The organism is Pseudoduganella sp. R-43 (assembly GCF_049913255.1).
In the GTDB taxonomy this organism is placed as follows: Bacteria; Pseudomonadota; Gammaproteobacteria; order Burkholderiales; family Burkholderiaceae_D; genus Rugamonas.
Map to the genome: position 1 here is coordinate 4,090,550 of NZ_CP183988.1, position 15,926 is coordinate 4,106,475.

General features: G+C 60.0%; 14 protein-coding genes and 2 riboswitches. Of the genes, 8 read left to right on the forward strand and 6 right to left on the reverse strand.

Going from position 1 to position 15,926, the window contains the following annotated elements; all coding sequences use genetic code 11:
* Positions 1-190: 190 nt before the first annotated feature.
* On the forward strand, positions 191-358 hold the full coding sequence (locus ACN9M3_RS18455) for a hypothetical protein (RefSeq protein WP_165402207.1): 168 nt from the start codon (positions 191-193) through the stop codon (positions 356-358).
* Between the two features lie 66 nt (positions 359-424).
* On the opposite strand, the gene ACN9M3_RS18460 is transcribed toward ACN9M3_RS18455, so the two are convergent.
* From ACN9M3_RS18460 to ACN9M3_RS18470, 3 genes are all read right to left on the reverse strand, one after another.
* Entirely contained in the window at positions 425-985 is a 561-nt protein-coding gene (locus ACN9M3_RS18460; protein ID WP_426161953.1) for an ATP-dependent Clp protease proteolytic subunit, read from the reverse strand.
* Positions 986-1,052: 67 nt separating this feature from the next.
* A complete protein-coding gene (locus tag ACN9M3_RS18465) occupies positions 1,053-1,397 on the reverse strand; it encodes a hypothetical protein (RefSeq protein ID WP_426161955.1) in 345 nt (114 codons plus the stop codon).
* A gap of 72 nt (positions 1,398-1,469) precedes the next feature.
* The gene (locus tag ACN9M3_RS18470) at positions 1,470-1,670 is read right to left on the reverse strand and encodes a hypothetical protein (RefSeq protein WP_426161957.1); all 201 of its coding nucleotides are present in this window, start codon (positions 1,668-1,670) and stop codon (positions 1,470-1,472) included.
* 79 nt (positions 1,671-1,749) lie between these two features.
* Positions 1,750-1,835, forward strand: a riboswitch (glycine riboswitch).
* A gap of 5 nt (positions 1,836-1,840) precedes the next feature.
* A riboswitch (glycine riboswitch) is annotated at positions 1,841-1,945 on the forward strand.
* Between the two features lie 49 nt (positions 1,946-1,994).
* On the opposite strand from ACN9M3_RS18470, the gene gcvT reads away from it, so the two are divergent.
* The 4 genes from gcvT (at position 1,995) to ACN9M3_RS18490 (ending at position 6,891) form a co-directional block, all read left to right on the forward strand.
* The gene (gene gcvT, locus ACN9M3_RS18475) at positions 1,995-3,113 is read left to right on the forward strand and encodes a glycine cleavage system aminomethyltransferase GcvT (RefSeq protein ID WP_426161959.1); all 1,119 of its coding nucleotides are present in this window, start codon (positions 1,995-1,997) and stop codon (positions 3,111-3,113) included.
* Positions 3,114-3,158: 45 nt separating this feature from the next.
* The gene (gcvH, locus tag ACN9M3_RS18480; RefSeq protein WP_426161960.1) at positions 3,159-3,539 is read left to right on the forward strand and encodes a glycine cleavage system protein GcvH; all 381 of its coding nucleotides are present in this window, start codon (positions 3,159-3,161) and stop codon (positions 3,537-3,539) included.
* Between the two features lie 64 nt (positions 3,540-3,603).
* Positions 3,604-6,483: an aminomethyl-transferring glycine dehydrogenase gene (gene gcvP, locus ACN9M3_RS18485; RefSeq protein ID WP_426161961.1), complete on the forward strand. Its 2,880-nt coding sequence runs from the start codon at positions 3,604-3,606 to the stop codon at positions 6,481-6,483.
* 78 nt (positions 6,484-6,561) lie between these two features.
* Positions 6,562-6,891 (forward strand): hypothetical protein, encoded by a 330-nt coding sequence (locus ACN9M3_RS18490; protein ID WP_426318248.1) that lies wholly within the window; start codon positions 6,562-6,564, stop codon positions 6,889-6,891.
* Here ACN9M3_RS18490 and ACN9M3_RS18495 read toward each other — a convergent pair.
* Positions 6,888-8,411, reverse strand: a complete 1,524-nt coding sequence (locus ACN9M3_RS18495; RefSeq protein ID WP_426318249.1) for a hypothetical protein — start codon at positions 8,409-8,411, stop codon at positions 6,888-6,890. The genes ACN9M3_RS18490 and ACN9M3_RS18495 overlap by 4 nt on opposite strands.
* A 3-nt stretch (positions 8,412-8,414) precedes the next feature.
* The gene (locus tag ACN9M3_RS18500) at positions 8,415-9,755 is read right to left on the reverse strand and encodes a hypothetical protein (protein WP_426161964.1); all 1,341 of its coding nucleotides are present in this window, start codon (positions 9,753-9,755) and stop codon (positions 8,415-8,417) included.
* Between the two features lie 188 nt (positions 9,756-9,943).
* Here ACN9M3_RS18500 and ACN9M3_RS18505 point away from each other — a divergent pair, with 188 nt between their 5' ends.
* Together ACN9M3_RS18505 and ACN9M3_RS18510 are read left to right on the forward strand one after the other, a co-directional pair.
* Positions 9,944-13,177, forward strand: coding sequence for a winged helix-turn-helix domain-containing protein (locus tag ACN9M3_RS18505; protein ID WP_426318250.1), 3,234 nt, complete (start codon positions 9,944-9,946; stop codon positions 13,175-13,177).
* Positions 13,178-13,197: 20 nt separating this feature from the next.
* The gene (locus ACN9M3_RS18510; protein WP_426318251.1) at positions 13,198-13,650 is read left to right on the forward strand and encodes a hypothetical protein; all 453 of its coding nucleotides are present in this window, start codon (positions 13,198-13,200) and stop codon (positions 13,648-13,650) included.
* 304 nt (positions 13,651-13,954) lie between these two features.
* Here ACN9M3_RS18510 and ACN9M3_RS18515 read toward each other — a convergent pair whose 3' ends face one another.
* Positions 13,955-14,893 (reverse strand): fatty acid desaturase family protein, encoded by a 939-nt coding sequence (locus ACN9M3_RS18515; protein WP_426318252.1) that lies wholly within the window; start codon positions 14,891-14,893, stop codon positions 13,955-13,957.
* Positions 14,894-14,941: 48 nt separating this feature from the next.
* Here ACN9M3_RS18515 and ACN9M3_RS18520 point away from each other — a divergent pair, with 48 nt between their 5' ends.
* Positions 14,942-15,913, forward strand: coding sequence for a GlxA family transcriptional regulator (locus ACN9M3_RS18520; RefSeq protein WP_426318253.1), 972 nt, complete (start codon positions 14,942-14,944; stop codon positions 15,911-15,913).
* Positions 15,914-15,926 lie beyond the last annotated feature (13 nt).

Here is a 15,926-nt window from a genome sequence, read left to right on the forward strand (position 1 = left end):
CAGATTCTTTCCACATGGCAATAGGCAAATCAAAAGAATCTGCAAATATTTTCGGCGATGTGGTCAAACGGTTGGGTTTGCACCACAATGGTGCAAGGTCATGTCCTACACGCCGGTCAGTTGTATTCCGATTCACCTTTACTATTGCAGAAAGCATGATGAAGTTCCGATCCTTCAGAAAGGAACTGTCATGAAATCCAGGCAAAAATCCAGCAAGCAGAGTTCGAGCTCGGGCACACGCCAAAGCGCCGACCAGGGTTCCCGTTCGGGAGCCCAGCCGGCCAGCCAGCAGTCCGATACCGGCCGTCAGAGCAAGACGGACAAGAAGACACCTGCCAGCCGTAGCGGCAATCGCTAGATGACGGGCGCGGCATAGGGGGCCTGGGAGTTCGCTTCCAGGCCCTGTCGTTTCAGATATTGCGCTTCAGATGTTCGTTACGCGCTTGCCCTTGGGCGGCTTGAAGTCGGCCACGTCGTTGACGAGACCGACCTTGGCAGCTTCCTGGGCAGTCAGGTGCAGGTCTGAATAGGCGTGGATATTCCAATGTTCGTCGGTCAGACGGACATGTTTGCGCAAGATCGATTCGGTGCGGGCGTCGTCCGCCTGCAAGCCTTCCACAATGATGCGCAGCGCATCTGGCCGCGCTCCGTGCGGCGCACTTGCATGCGACTTGTGCACCATGAAACGCGCGGTTTCGCTGGCAAAGCGTTCGTCGCCGGACAGGAACAGGATGACGGCAATGGAAGCCACCGCTCCGCCGTTATACGTGACGATCTTGATCGGCAAGTTGCGCAGGTAATTGTGCAGGCACAAGCCGTCGCTCACGTAGCCGCCGTTGGACTGGATCAGGATGTGGGCGGTTTCGATCCCATCCTCTGTCATGTCCGCCACCGCATCGAACATGCGGTGCACCATATCGCTGTTCACGTCGCCGGACAGGGTGAACCAGGCCTCGGTATCGCGTTTTTGCTTTTCTTCGCTCATGGTCGCTCCACTCTGTAAATGGATGTCCGGTCATTCTAGCGCAGACCGCCATCCAGGCGTGCCCTCCTCAGTCATTAGCCAGCACATCCTCCAGGCATCGCGCCACCAGCAGCTTCGCCGAGCAGCGTGACAACTCGGGCTCAACTACCGCCTTGATCCGCTCCCGCAAAGGGCTCGACAGTAGCCCGAAGCGCTGCTCCAGCAACTCCAGCAACATTTGCCGTCGCCCCATCAATTGCCCTTGCTCCAAACCTTGCTCCAAACCTTGCTCCAGTCCTCGCACCCGTCCTTGCGCCTCACCACGCTCGACAGCGTCCCTCACCATGGAATTAACGTACGGCATATTCAACCGCCTTTCCAGCTCACCTAACGCCGCCTCATAGCGAGCTTTCTGCGGCTCAGGCAAGTACATTCTTTCGGCGGCGGATCGAAGTCGAGCAATTTGATTGTTGTAAATTCAATCGACTGACGCGTTCCCCAAGCCTCACAAACGAAGGAATTCGGGCGCCAGCCCTGGCCTTGCGTCACGGCTTACTTTGCCCAATTCCTGGTCGTGAAACTGCGGGTTCACGGCCCAATCGATTGCCGCCTCCAGCCAGGGGCAGAAGATGGCAAGAAATTCCCTGTAATAGCGTTCAACCGCGGCTTTCCAGGGATTGTCATAGTCGTCGTTTGGCGTTTTCATGACCATTGGACCAACGGCCCAGCGGCAAGTTCCCCGGGGCCGCAAGATTGACTTTATTGCCCTCCTGTCATATAGTCGCAAGTCTTGATCGGGAGAGACCAGCTGCCGCTGGCGCCGAAGGGGCATTACCCAGAAACTCTCAGGCAAAAGGACCGAACAAGGGCCCCATGGGCTAAAACTCTGGAGAGCGGTCCGCCATGGCGCAGGGCCCACCGAAGGGGCGTGCGGGATTACCTTCCCGTTATCTCTCAGGTACCAAGGACAGAGGGGTAGGCGTATTCATGTTTACGTTTATTAACCCCTATTCTCTGCCCCGAGGTATCAATGACGCTCAAAGCAACCCCACTCAACAACGCTCATCGTGCCCTCGGCGCCCGCATGGTCGACTTCGGCGGCTGGGACATGCCGGTCAACTACGGCTCCCAGATCGAAGAGCACCATGCCGTGCGCACCGACGTCGGCATGTTCGACGTGGCCCATATGTGCGTGGTTGACATCAAGGGCGCCAACGTGCGTTCCTTCCTGCGCGGCCTGGTCGCCAACAACGTCGACAAGCTGCAGGTATCGGGCAAGGCCCTGTACTCCTGCATGCTGACCCCGGAAGGCACCGTCATCGACGACCTGATCATCTACTTCATCAACGAAGAGTGGTTCCGCCTGGTGGTCAACGCCGGTACCGCGGAAAAAGACATCGCGTGGATGAACAAGCAGAACGAAGCCACCAATGCCGGCCTGACCATCACCCAACGCCGCGACGGCGCCAACGCCATGGCCCTGATCGCCGTGCAAGGCCCGAACGCCCGCGCAAAAGTGTGGGAAGTGATCCCGCAAGCCAAGGAAGCCACCGCTGAAATGAAGCCATTCAACGTGGCGCTGGTGCCAGGCACCGCCTTTGGCGAAGCCATGGTGGCCCGCACCGGCTACACCGGTGAAGATGGCTTCGAAATCGGTGTCGCCGCGGAACAAGCTGAAAACCTGTGGAATGCACTGAACGCGGCAGGCGTCAAGCCGGCCGGCCTGGGCGCGCGCGACACCCTGCGCCTGGAAGCCGGCATGAACCTGTACGGCCAGGACATGGACGAAACCGTGAACCCGCTGGACGCCGGCCTGGCATGGACCATCGACCTGGTCTCCGAGCGCGACTTCATCGGCAAGGCGGCCCTGCAAGCGAAAGGCCAGAACGCCCAGTTCGTCGGCCTGATCCTGCGCGAAAAAGGCGGCGTGCTGCGCGCCCACCAGAAAGTCATCGCCCCCAACGGCGACACTGGCGAAATCACCTCCGGCACCTTCTCCCCTACCATGCAGCAGGCCATCGCGCTGGCGCGCGTGCCGATGGGCGTGAACGTGGGCGACACCGTGCACGTGGAAATCCGCGACAAGAAGCTGGCCGCCACCGTCGTGAAGCTGCCTTTCGTCCGTAACGGTAAAATCCTGGTTGCTTAAGCCAGACCCGCAAAACCAAACAATAACCTTAGCCTTGGAGCCAACATGAGCAACATTCCAGCAGACCTGAAGTACACCGAGTCCCACGAGTGGGTACGCGCTGAAACGGACGGCACCGTGACCGTCGGCATCACCGAATTCGCGCAAGACGCCCTGGGCGACATCGTGTTCGTCGAGCTGCCAAAAGTCGGCGCATCGTTCACCGCCGGCGACGACGCTGCCGTGGTGGAATCGGTGAAAGCCGCTTCCGACATCTACGCGCCGGTCTCGGGCGAAGTGGTTGCCGTGAACGACGCCGTAGTCGGCGCGCCTGAATCGATCAACGCCGACGCCTATGCGAACTGGCTGTTCAAGATCAAGCCAAGCGACGCCAACGCCATCAACGGCCTGCTGGACGCCGCTGCTTACGGCAACGTAGCGCACTAATTACCGCATTACCGGGCCCGCTGCGTGCGGGCCTTTTCACATTCTGGCCAAGAGATTTCCCACCATGACCCGCACCAGCCTGACCCAACTTGAAGCCCGCGATGCCTTCATCGCCCGCCACATCGGCCCGGAAGCCGCAGAACAGCAGCAAATGCTGGACGTGCTCGGCTACGCAACCCGCGCCGCCCTGATCGATGCCATCGTCCCGCCGGGCATCCGCAACAAGAATGACCTGCCGCTGGGCCAGTTCTTCCAGCCGCTGCCGGAGAACGAAGCACTGGCCAAGCTGAAAGGCATCGCTTCCAAGAACAAGGTGCTGAAATCCCTGATCGGCCAAGGTTACTACAACGCCCACACCCCGGGCGTTATCCTGCGTAACATCTTCGAAAACCCAGCCTGGTACACCGCTTACACCCCGTACCAGCCGGAGATCTCCCAGGGCCGCCTGGAAGCGATCCTGAACTTCCAGCAGGTGCTGATCGACCTGACCGGCATGGCCATCGCCAACTCGTCCATGCTGGACGAAGGCACCGCCGCTGCCGAAGCCATGACCCTGATCCAGCGCGTCGGCAAGTCCAAGTCGAACACCTTCTACGTCGCCAACGACGTGCTGCCGCAGACCCTGGAAGTAGTGCAGACCCGCGCCGAGCCGCTGGGCATCACCGTCAAGACCTTCGACCCGTCCGAGCTGGCCGGCGTGACCGATGCTTTCGGCGTGCTGCTGCAATACCCGGGCGTGAACGGCGTTGTGCGCGACTACCGCGCTGCCGTCGAAACGGTCAAAGCTTCCGGTGCCATGGTGATCGTTGCCGCCGACCTGCTGGCCCTGACCATGCTGACCCCTCCGGGCGAATGGGGCGCCGACGTTGTGGTCGGCAACTCGCAGCGCTTCGGCGTGCCGCTGGGCTTCGGCGGCCCGCACGCCGGCTATATGGCCACCCGCGACGAATACAAGCGCTCCATGCCAGGCCGCCTGGTTGGCGTGACCATCGACCAGAACGGCAACAAGGCTTACCGCCTGGCCCTGCAGACCCGCGAACAGCACATCCGCCGCGAAAAAGCGACCTCTAATATCTGTACCGCACAGGTGCTGCTGGCCGTGATGGCTTCGATGTACGCCGTCTACCACGGCCCGAAAGGCCTGAAGCAGATCGCCGAGCGCACCCACCGCTACACCGGCATCCTGGCCGCCAACCTGAAGTCCCTGGGCTACTCGGTCAACGACACCTTCTTCGACACCCTGACCGTCGCCACCGACAAGGCCAACGAACTGCACGCAGCCGCTGTTGCCGCCGGCATCAACCTGCGCAAGATCGACGCCAAGCACGTTGGCGTGTCGCTCGACGAAACCTGCGACCGCGACACCCTGGCAGCGCTGTGGAACGTGTTCAGCGGCGGCAAGGCTGCGCCGGACTTCGACGCAGTTGAAGCATCGGTCGGCGCCAGCTTCCCTGAAGCGCTGGCACGTACCTCCGCTTACCTGGAGCACCCAACCTTCAACCGCTACCACAGCGAAACCGAAATGCTGCGCTACCTGCGCTCCCTGGCCGACAAGGACCTGGCGCTGGACCGCACCATGATCCCGCTGGGCTCCTGCACCATGAAGCTGAACGCCACCAGCGAAATGATCCCGGTGACCTGGCCTGAGTTCTCGTCGATCCACCCGTTCGCACCGAACGACCAGACCGTCGGCTACCGCGAAATGATCGCCCAGCTGGAAGAAATGCTGTGCGCCGTGACCGGCTACGCCGCTGTCTCGCTGCAGCCTAACGCCGGCTCGCAGGGCGAATACGCCGGCCTGCTGGTGATCAAGAAGTACCACGAATCGCGCGGCGAAGGCCACCGCAACATCTGCCTGATTCCGTCGTCGGCACACGGTACCAACCCTGCTTCCGCCGCCATGGTGGGCATGCAGGTTGTGGTGACCGCCTGCGACGACAAGGGCAACGTTGACCTGGTGGACCTGAAAGCCAAGGCCGAACAGCACTCGAAGAACCTGGCCTGCGTGATGGTGACCTACCCATCGACCCACGGCGTGTTCGAAGACGGCATCACCGAACTGTGCGAAATCATCCACTCCCACGGCGGCCAGGTTTACGTGGACGGCGCCAATATGAACGCACTGGTTGGCGTGGCCGGCCCGGGCGCGTTCGGCGGCGACGTATCGCACCTGAACCTGCACAAGACCTTCTGCATCCCGCACGGCGGTGGCGGCCCAGGCGTCGGCCCGATCGGCGTTGGCGCACACCTGGCCAAGTTCCTGCCGAACCAGCGCTCCAACGGCTACGTGCGCAGCGAGGACGGCATCGGTTCGATCTCGGCCGCACCGTTCGGCTCCGCATCGATCCTGCCGATCTCCTGGATGTATATCGCCATGATGGGCGGCGAAGGCCTGACCGCGGCCACCGAAACCGCGATCCTGAACGCCAACTACGTCGCGCGCCGCCTGGCGCCGCACTTCCCTGTGCTGTACTCGGGCCACGACGGCCTGGTGGCACACGAGTGCATCCTGGACCTGCGTCCGCTGACCGATGCCACCGGCATCAGCAACGAAGACGTGGCCAAGCGCCTGATGGACTTCGGCTTCCACGCACCGACCATGAGCTTCCCGGTTCCAGGCACGCTGATGATCGAGCCGACCGAATCCGAGTCCAAGGTTGAACTGGACCGCTTCATTGACGCCATGATCGCCATCCGCGCCGAAATCGCCAAAGTGGAATCGGGCGAATTCGACAAGCTGGACAACCCGCTGAAGTTTGCCCCGCACACCGCTGAAGTGCTGCTGGCAGACAAGTGGGACCGCAAGTACAGCCGCGAAGTGGCCGCCTACCCTGTGCCGTCGCTGCGCAAGCAGAAGTACTGGCCGCCGGTTGGCCGCGCCGACAACGTATACGGCGACCGCAACCTGTTCTGCGCCTGCATTCCAGTCAGCGATTACGCATAAGCGCGCTTGCCGGAAACCGGTGAATCCGGGTCAGACCCAAGGGTCTGACCCGGATTCACCGGTCTTGAAGGAAACTGAATGAAGCAATCTACCAAAGCAGCCCTGATTTCCGGCCTCGGCTTCCCCGGCCTTGGCCAAATGCTGGTACTGAAGCGCACAGTGCGCGGCCTGGCTTTCATGCTGCCGGCGCTGGCGGTCTTCGGCTGGCTGATGTACGGCGTCTGGAAAGCCACCGCGGTCCTGATGGACCAAGCGCTGAGCGGCGCCCTGCCGCCCGACCCGATCCTCATCGCCCAGCGGCTAACCAAGGCCAGCATCATGCCCGGCACCTCCACGGCAGGCTGGATCCTGCTGGCCTGCTGGGTCGCCAGCATCGTCGACGCGCTCCTGACGCGCGACAAGCCTTAAGCCACGCTGCGCGCCACCCGGGCTGCGCGCTGCACATCCTGTGCTTCGTCATCCCACACCGCGGCCTGGGTAATTTCCTCCGCCCCCACCTGCGCGCCATCGGCGTTAAAACGCAGCCATGCCAACGCCCCGCCTGGCGTCACGCCGATCGCATGCACGCCGCCGTGATTCGGCGCCGCCATCAGCGCCGCCATCACCAGCGTCGTTGCGATGGGCACAGGCATGCCCCAATGCCCGCCCTGCTTCCGGCACACCAGCCACAGGCCGCCCGCACCGTCGCCATAAGCGAGGTACTCGCCCACCGGGCTCGACTCGCTCCACACCACGCATGCTCCGCCGATATTGGCGACCGGTTGCGGCACGGACTGCCCGCCGCGATAGACGACGATGCTCTCGCCTGCCACAAACACGTCAGGCACGTTCGGAACGTTGGACGGCGCCAGGTGCAGGCTGGACGCTCGGCGCGGCAGGCCCTGGTAGTCGATCGCGATCCCCCAGGAGGCCGCGCGGGAAAAGCTGTTGAAACGCAGGGTGCGGCCGCAAGGCGTATCACTCAGGCGCCAGGCACCCGGCACCCTGTAGCTGCCGATTGCCGACGCTAGCGAGTCAACGCCCTCCTGTTCTTCCCAGGCACTCAACGGACCTTCCATCGCTGCGTTGAAGTACCATGTCTTCGCCGCAGTCACCAGCACCATCGGCACGGCGCCCGACTGCAGCAGGCCAAAGGAGATACGCGTGACATCATCCTGCATTTCCGGCACATGGCGCGGCGCCAGGCCGCGCATGGCCTCCACCCATGCTGCCTCGTCGAGGTGATTGGGAATGCCGACTGCCACATGCAAGGTCGGCCCGCCGCCGCTGGCCCATGGAGCAACCGCAAGCGCCAGCGCAATGGTGCCATCCGGCGCCTGCTGGACGTCGAGTGCCTGCACCTTGCCGGGCTGGTTCAAAGGCAGCATGCCGCTCAGGTCCGTCTGCGACCAACGGCCGAACGGCGTGCGGCGGAACATATATAGCGAACGATTGGCGCCGACCGTAAACACCAGCGGCAAGCCTGATGCGTCACGCACCACGAACAGGGGCGAACGGGCCAGGGCCGGTGCTGCGCAAGGGCTGGAACGGTAGCCCGTTTCATACAGCGGCACCAGTTCCTGCCGCACCAGCGCAGGCAGTTCGCGGCCAGCCGTCACCTGGCTGCGCCAATAAGGCATGTCGGCCGGCTGCGACGTGTCGTAGCGGTCGAACACCGCGTTGTAGGCGCGCAGCAGGCGCTCTTTCACGTCCAGTTCCGCCAGTTCAGGGCGCGCCAGCAAATGCAGCGCCAGCTCCGCGCGGCCGCGCACAGCCTCGCCCTGGCAGCTATACAGGGTAGTCCACGACAGCGCCTCGCTCGCCATCGGTTCACGTTGCAGCACAATGCGCGCCACGCGCGCTGCGGCATAACTCAAGGCGCCCGACGCACTGGCGCCGCCCCACTTCCGTACCTGTGCCACCGGCACAGATGTCATCAGCACAGACATGCTTCACTCCCCCAGTTCAATTTCTATGTCACCAGACTCATTGATGCGCAAGTCACGGCACCCCAGCTTGCGCCCTGGGGCCAGCCCCTCGGCAACGGCGGCGAACATGTCGCCGGTAGCCGTTGCCAGGAAACCGGCAATATCCTGTTGAACCGAGGCCAGGCTGGCAGCATTGCCTTCCCACCACAGGTTGATGCGCTGCACATTCAGCAGGTGCGGCAGCGGGTCGGACACCACGTAAATTCCGGTAGTCCCAGCGTCGGTGGCCGGCACACTCTTGCGTGCGAGCGACGCCACGCCCACCCGGCCGTTTTCGACCTGCCACTGCAGTCGCAGCGACCATTGCAGCGTCGCGCGCGCCCAGGCCTTGCCCATATAGCTGCGCTGGCGCGACAGCGGCAGTTCCTGCTTCACGCTGTCCCACTCATAACGGCCCAGCACACTGCTGATGTCGATGGTCGGACGCGGCACGCCATCCGGCCCGGCCTGGCGGCCCATGGTTACCATGCATTGCAGGTCCTGCTCCGACTCGCGGTCATGCAAGGTACGGTTGGCTTCCTGCCAGTTCAGCAGAACGTGGTCGCGATAGGTCCAGCCATTGCTGTTGCGGATGAAGCGCGCGCGCTCGCCGTTGCAGAGCGTCGCCTCGACGCCCGACTTCTCGTTCTGGCATTCCTGCGGATTGACCTGCGCCACGCCATCGCGCGACGCCACATAGTCGGGCAGCGAATCCAGGCGGCGTTGCAGCTTCTCCACCACCATTGGGTAGATGTACTGGCGCAGGAAGCTCTCGCGCCCGATCACGGCGCGGCGCATTGCTGTCTTATTGAGCACCGCCGGAGCCAGGCTGCGCAGCCAGTTTCCAACCGCAGTGATAAAGAATTCCTTCAACGGGCCGTTGTCACACGGCAAATGAGATTTATCCACGTCACATAAAGCCGCCTGGAGCACCAGGCCGCCATATTCGTTGACCGCGGCCGTGAACTCAAGGCGCCAGCCGGCCACCGGCTGACGCAGGATGTCGCGCCGGCCGTAAGCGTTGTAAAAGCGCAAATTCCCTGATGCAAGCGTCAATGTCAGTTGGGCAGTAGTTGGTGCCGCGGAGTCATATCGGATCTCGACAGGACGCAACTCGGCACGGTCCTCGCCTTCGCCGCCGAGGGCCAGGCTGCCCACTTCCATGCTCCCGTAACGGATGTCATTAGGAAACTCTCCGGCGGCCCGCATGGCGTCAATCGTACTCTCTAGCAACTTTCCGGAAGTAAACCAGCTGGCGGACAGCTGTTGCACCGAAGTCGTGGTGTCGGAACCGATTTCGAAAAATACCGCTTTAGTTGTGACCATTTTTGCTTTTAAGAATGTTAAGATTTGGCCGTTTGGCAATGACTGCACTGTAAGAAAAAAAGTCTTCCCTCGCCTTCCGGCAACCTTCCGGAGGCCGGAAGAAAACCTTCCGGACCGGAAGAAATGCTCCGGAAGGTTTCTAAGTCATTGATTTATAAGAGACAGATAAAAAGAAGGTTGAACAGGCCATGGAGTTTCAATTCGGCGACTGGTTGGTCAGTCCAGAAGCCAATATCGTCACCAACGGGGACGCGAAGACGCCGCTCGAGCCGCGCGTAATGGCGGTTCTGCGCTATCTTTGCCGCCACCCCGGGGCGGTAATTCCAGCGGAAGAGATCCTGCAGGCTTGTTGGGGAAGCAACGAGTTGGGCGACAATCCGGTCCACAAAGCCATCACCCAGCTGCGCCGCGCCTTCGGTGATTCGAGCAGCGAACCGCGGTATATCGAGACCATCCGCAAGCGCGGCTATCGCGCAATTGCCCCGGTCTTGCCCCTGGCCGCGCCACCCGCGACCACGTGGGAGGGTGGATCGCCGTTCAGGGGTCTGGAAGCATTCCAGGAAAATCACGCCGCCATCTTCTTCGGTCGCGTGCAAGCGACTGCCCAGCTGCGCGAACTGGTCTTGACCCAAGCTGCCCATGGCTGCCCAATGGGGTTGGTGCTCGGCCCTTCCGGGTCCGGCAAGACTTCCCTGGTCCGTGCTGGCCTGCTGCCACAATTAATGGCAGGCGCCATTCGATCAGATGAACCGATCGGCCTATCCAGCACGGTCTACCTCGACTGCGCCGACCTCGGCAGCGGCACCTTGTTCCAGGCCTTGGCCTGCGTCCTGATCGATGCCGAGATCAACGGTGAGCCACTATTCCCCGGTGCCAGCGCTGACGGCCTCGGCAGTCGCTTGGCTTCCGAGCCTGAGGCCGTCGCAGCAGAACTGCGCGAACGCGCCTGTCAGCGCACGGCCGTTGGCGTGTTTGTCGACCGCCTCGAGGCCATTTTCCGTGCGCAACCAGGCGAAGCTGACCGCTTTATGGAAGTGATTGAATCGTTAGCGAAATCAAATTGTCTGCTGTTGCTAATGGCTTGCCGCAATGACTTCTATCCGGAAGTGATGGCCCAGCCAGTACTGCTTGCGTTGAAATCGCGCGGAGGCCACTTTGACGTTTTGCCGCCTGAAGGTGCCGACATCGCGCAGATCGTCCGCCAACCCGCCCTGGCGGCGAATCTGACCTTTGAAAAAGACCTGTCGACAGGGGCGAGCCTTGATGACGTGCTTTGTGATGCCGCGCGCGGCAACCCCGATACGCTCCCTTTGCTCCAATACTGTTTGAATGAGCTATATCGTCAAAGAAGCGAAGAAGCACAACTAAGGTTTGCAGTCTACCAAGAATTAGGAGGGATCGATGGGGCCGTTGGCGTACGTGCGGAGCAAGTTGTTGGCCGCCTTTCAGAAGCGCAACTCGATGCACTGCCACGCGTTTTATCGTTGTTGGTAAGTATCGGCGAAGATCAAACTACTGTCACCTCACGCCGTAGCCCACTTTCCATGCTTCGGACTGAGGATGAGCGCGAATTGGTACGGGTTATGGTTGAGGCCCGACTTTTTGTCAGCGAATTGGCTGGCCAAGTTCCGAGCTTTGGCGTTGCCCATGAAGCGCTTCTGCGGCGCTGGCCACGTGTATCTATGTGGATCGATGGACATCGCCAGGCATTGCAGTTGCGCACTCGCTTGCGCGGCCAGGCGGAGCGCTGGCTGCAAGGGGGCCACCGGACCGATCTGCTAATTCCACAAGGGATTCAAACACACCAGGCGGCAGAATTGCTGCGCTTGCCGGACTTCGCCCTCGCACCACTTGAGCTTGAATTTATCCGGCAATCGATCTCGCGCGCGAAGATCCGCGAGCGCATCAACGTCACAGTGCTTACTGTCATTGCATTACTGGCTATCCTCTCCGCAGTCCTGGGTGTTAGTGCTCGAAATTCACAACGCGAGTCGGAAGAGCATCGAATTGAAGCCGAAGGGCTAATGGGCTACATGCTGGGTGAATTTGTCGAAAAAGTTCGGCCGCTAGGGCGACTTGAACTCTTAGATGACGTTAGCGGTCGGGCACTTCAGTATTTGACCACAACCAAACATTCAGCGGCAACATCTGAATCTGTAGTTCAAAGAGTCAAGGCCTTGCAAGTTATCGCTGAAGTTAATCTAGCTCGGGCCAATCCGGCAAAAGCGAAAGAAGCTTTGCTGACAGCACGGGAGCTCTTGCATTCGCGGGGAATGGCTGGGAGCGACGACAAATTGCACCTTAAGAATATCGGTGCCAATGCCTACTGGCTCGGCTTGGTGCACCTCAGGCAGCGGGAATTTGAGGCTGCAGAACGTTATTTCCATGAATACAAAGCTGCCAGCGAAAAATGGCAGGCAATCGCGCCGGAAGACTTGGATGCTATCACTGAACTAGCCTATAGCCATAGCAACCTAGGTACTGTCGCGCTGCGACAAGGCAATCTCGAGCGTGCCTCCTTATTTTTCACCACGTCGGTCCGACTTAAAGAGAAGGCGCTAGTCAACCACAGAACCGCGGAGCTTTCGGCAGGCCTCGCCAACAGTATCGTTGGGCTTGCTGCGGTGAAGGTTCGCCTTGGCCACCTTTCGGAAGCTTATGACTTGTACAAACAATCAGAACAATTGCTTCAGGAGCTCCTCCTCCAAACCCCTAATAACGCCACGTGGCAATTTAGGTTGAGCAATACACTGCGCTATCAGGGCGAACTAAATATTGCTATGGGGCAATCAGCTATTGGCACAGACAAGTACCGTCAAGCAAATGTCATTCTTACTCGACTCGTTGAACAAGACTCGAGTAACCAAGATTGGTTCTACACGTTAGCGGAAAACCAATTCCGCATAATTCGTGAAGAGTCGGCATCGAAAGATTTGGCTTCAACAATAACTAGACTCGACATCCTGCTTAAGGGTATCGCCAGCACCCGTACTGCTGCACCACAGTTGTCGGTCGCAGGCGCGCTTAAGGGTCGCATCGACAATATGAAGGGCGAGGTATTTTTGGCTGCTAAACAACCACATGCAGCGAAAGAGCGCTTTGACGCAGCGGCCCTTGAATTAGGAGGTTTGCTCGACAAGAACAAGTCCGATCCTTTGCTGCTTGAAAACTATACCCTCGCGTTGCTCGGACGTGCACGGGCTCGGGGCTGGAACTCTCCAGACTCGCAGGAGGATTGTGCTCGAGCCCTGAATGTTCTAAAGACGTCGAACGGCGACCTCCGCGATTTCCATTTCATTATTCCAACTGCACTGGCAAATCGTTGCCTCGGAAATAGCGCCAAACTCGCAGAGGAAAAAGGAAAATTAAGCCAAATAGCGTATCGTGACGAGCGCTACCTTCGTATGATTTCGTCACAATAATGATAGAAAAGAGGACTCCCATGTCAAAACTTCAAAACGCGCCTGAAACTTCACCAGTAATTCAAGTTCAAGTAACTGCAATTCCATCCATTGATCCAGCTACAAAGAAGGTGAAGTACGACACCACCTTTACACCAGAATCGATCAAGGTGACTAAACCTGACACTATCCTTAGCTACGAGTTGGTAGCACCAACGCCTGCTGGAGTGCAATTCAAATCAGTGAAGGTAAAAGGCAAAAAGCCTGAACAGATCAGCGCGCCTACCATCAGCCAAAGCGGAAAAGTGATGGTAATGACTGACGCTAACTCATTTAAGGAAGTATTAAATCTCACAATCCGCTTCAAGGATTCAGACGCCCTTGAATTTGATGTCGATCCTGAGGTAGAAAACGATCCAGGACATGACATGTCGGATGCGCCAATCGCCATGGTGATGTTAGAGCCGGAAGAAGGCAACGACCCCGGGCACTGAGACTGCCCGAGCGCAAACATTTCAGCGGGACTATGATCTAGAAAGTCCCGCCGCATCTGCGCATTTTTCCCGACCACGATGGCCCCATTGAGGAGATCACTCGCCAGCATCGCCGGCAAGATGATCCACCTACCGCAACAACAACTGTGTAGAAACAAATTGGGGATAACTCGCCATGATTCCACCTGTCACTTTTTTGCCAACTATCAGCGATCTTGCCGATGGTGTCCTTCCAGGTAACCAATCCAACATCTAAGCCAGCGTGCATGGATCGGCCATCGACAACAATTCGGAAGGCAAAGGGTCAGCGCATATTGTCCAAAGCACCACGAACACTGCCAGTCCGGGGCGCCGCATCGCTTGCGTTTTTGGCTGCACAGCGTCGAATTACAGCCCAATAGGATGGGGCCAAGCAGTCATTGTCTTCAAAGTAGCCGCGCTCACGTAACAGTTTGTGCAACGCTGGCAGTTTATAGCCAGGCACAGTTGCAGCCATGTGGTGTTCAACGTGGTAATTGACGAAGTTGGGGGCGACCAGCAAACGCGCGAGCGGACCGGCCAACGTGGTCGCTGTGTTGCGGCGCGGGTCTCGGTCCATATGATCGGGCACGCCGCCATGCTCGCCCATCACGCGCAAGCGCAGCAACAGCGGAAAGACGAAGAGCTGGCCAAGCCACCAGCATGCGTAAACCTCTGGCACACCCAATGCCCACAGCACGGCGATGATCAGCCCATGCATAACGAATACCGGATACAGCGCACCGCGATCGCTCGGCTGGAATTGGTAGACGATCCCCTTCACGCCGTTCACGCCGGAGATGTCGCGCAATAGTTTTCGGAGCAGGCTGGCGCGCGTAGCGGGGTAACCGGCGACAAAAGCAAGGTCCGGATCAGCGCCCGTGCCTGCAGCACGATGGTGTTCCAAATGCCCGCGACGATATGCCGCATAAGGCACGTTTGGCAGGGCGCCGAAAACCCACTTTCCCATCCATTGGTTCACTTTGCGAGAAGTGAAGAAATTCAGATGCGCGGCATCGTGCGTAAGAATCGCGAAGCCGAGCGCTCGGCCGGCGAGCAGCACACTAGCGATTATCCAGGCGATCGGGTGATGCCAAGCGGCGGGTAGCGCGAATCCGGCTGCGACCAGCGCCACGTTGACAAGCATGACGTAGGAAGCTCGCCAGTTGTCGGCAGTAGTGAAGGCCCGAAGCTCTTGCTTATCGATGTAGGAGAGGATGTTCATGTGGCCATCCTAGCGCTGCACGCAGCAGATCATGGTACATTATTCGTCATGCAACGCACTTTTTCCGCCACACCGACAAGCATCTACATCGACCACAACTGCTGGGCTGGCGGCGTCATGCTAATTCGCGAGTTGCTCGCGGTCGCAGGGACGTTGAACGCGCGTCAGGTCGATTTGCATGCCGCCGCGATGTTCGATGTGGCTCTCGTCGGTCCTACCTTGCAGCCAGTCCGTTCCTTCACGGGGCCGCCACTGCTACCGGAGCGCAGCTTGCGCAATGCCAAAATAGCCGGCGTTCTGGTGCTGCCCTCCTTCTACGGCGACGTGCCAACCAGCCCTTCCCTACTGCGCTGGATCGTCAGGCACTACGAAGCAGGCGGCTGCGTCCTCGCTTCGGCCAGTGGCGTGCGATTGCTGGCGGCAACTGGCTTGCTCGATGGGCGTGATGCCACGTGCAACCTGGCGGACCGGCGCCTGATCGCTGCCTCGCGGCCGGCGGTGCGCCTGACGCCGCAATCGCCGCTCGTGGTCGACGGCAGACTGATTACAGCGGCCAGCATCACGCCAACCATCGACGCTTGCGCCCACTTGGTAAAGCGTTTCCATGGCGAGAAAGCTGCGCTGAAGTTTGCCCGCTATGCCAACTCGGCGCGCCAGTTGGCAGATGTCGGCCTGGCTAGCGGGCACCATGAACACGGCGATGTCCGCATCCAGGCCGCGCAACGGTATATTGAACAACATAGCTGCGCTGGCATCACACCCGACGACGTGGCGCGCCATATCGCCATGAGCCAGCGCAACCTGGCGCGGCGTTTCGGCGCGGCGCTCGGCGTCACGCCGGTGCAGTACATTCTTCGATGCCGAATCGAGCAGGCCAAGCGCCTGTTGGCAAAACCAAGCGCTGGTTTGCGACGCGTTGCGATTGAAACCGGTTTCAGCGACGAGGCCGTTTTCCGCCGCGCGTTCAAGCAGGTGACGGGCCAGGCGCCCAGTGCCTGGCGAACGTTGCTCGGCAATTAACGGATGTTGTTTA

Excerpts from the sequence above, each read along its gene's own strand:
- ACN9M3_RS18505 (WP_426318250.1), top strand. The coding sequence starts at position 9,944 with ATGGAGTTTCAATTCGGCGACTGGTTGGTCAGTCCAGAAGCCAATATC.
- ACN9M3_RS18500 (WP_426161964.1), bottom strand. The coding sequence starts at position 9,755 with ATGGTCACAACTAAAGCGGTATTTTTCGAAATCGGTTCCGACACCACG.
- ACN9M3_RS18455 (WP_165402207.1), top strand. The coding sequence starts at position 191 with ATGAAATCCAGGCAAAAATCCAGCAAGCAGAGTTCGAGCTCGGGCACA.
- ACN9M3_RS18460 (WP_426161953.1), bottom strand. The coding sequence starts at position 985 with ATGAGCGAAGAAAAGCAAAAACGCGATACCGAGGCCTGGTTCACCCTG.
- ACN9M3_RS18465 (WP_426161955.1), bottom strand. The coding sequence starts at position 1,397 with ATGTACTTGCCTGAGCCGCAGAAAGCTCGCTATGAGGCGGCGTTAGGT.
- gcvT (WP_426161959.1), top strand. The coding sequence starts at position 1,995 with ATGACGCTCAAAGCAACCCCACTCAACAACGCTCATCGTGCCCTCGGC.
- ACN9M3_RS18470 (WP_426161957.1), bottom strand. The coding sequence starts at position 1,670 with ATGAAAACGCCAAACGACGACTATGACAATCCCTGGAAAGCCGCGGTT.
- ACN9M3_RS18515 (WP_426318252.1), bottom strand. The coding sequence starts at position 14,893 with ATGAACATCCTCTCCTACATCGATAAGCAAGAGCTTCGGGCCTTCACT.
- ACN9M3_RS18490 (WP_426318248.1), top strand. The coding sequence starts at position 6,562 with ATGAAGCAATCTACCAAAGCAGCCCTGATTTCCGGCCTCGGCTTCCCC.
- ACN9M3_RS18520 (WP_426318253.1), top strand. The coding sequence starts at position 14,942 with ATGCAACGCACTTTTTCCGCCACACCGACAAGCATCTACATCGACCAC.
- gcvH (WP_426161960.1), top strand. The coding sequence starts at position 3,159 with ATGAGCAACATTCCAGCAGACCTGAAGTACACCGAGTCCCACGAGTGG.
- ACN9M3_RS18495 (WP_426318249.1), bottom strand. The coding sequence starts at position 8,411 with ATGTCTGTGCTGATGACATCTGTGCCGGTGGCACAGGTACGGAAGTGG.
- ACN9M3_RS18510 (WP_426318251.1), top strand. The coding sequence starts at position 13,198 with ATGTCAAAACTTCAAAACGCGCCTGAAACTTCACCAGTAATTCAAGTT.
- gcvP (WP_426161961.1), top strand. The coding sequence starts at position 3,604 with ATGACCCGCACCAGCCTGACCCAACTTGAAGCCCGCGATGCCTTCATC.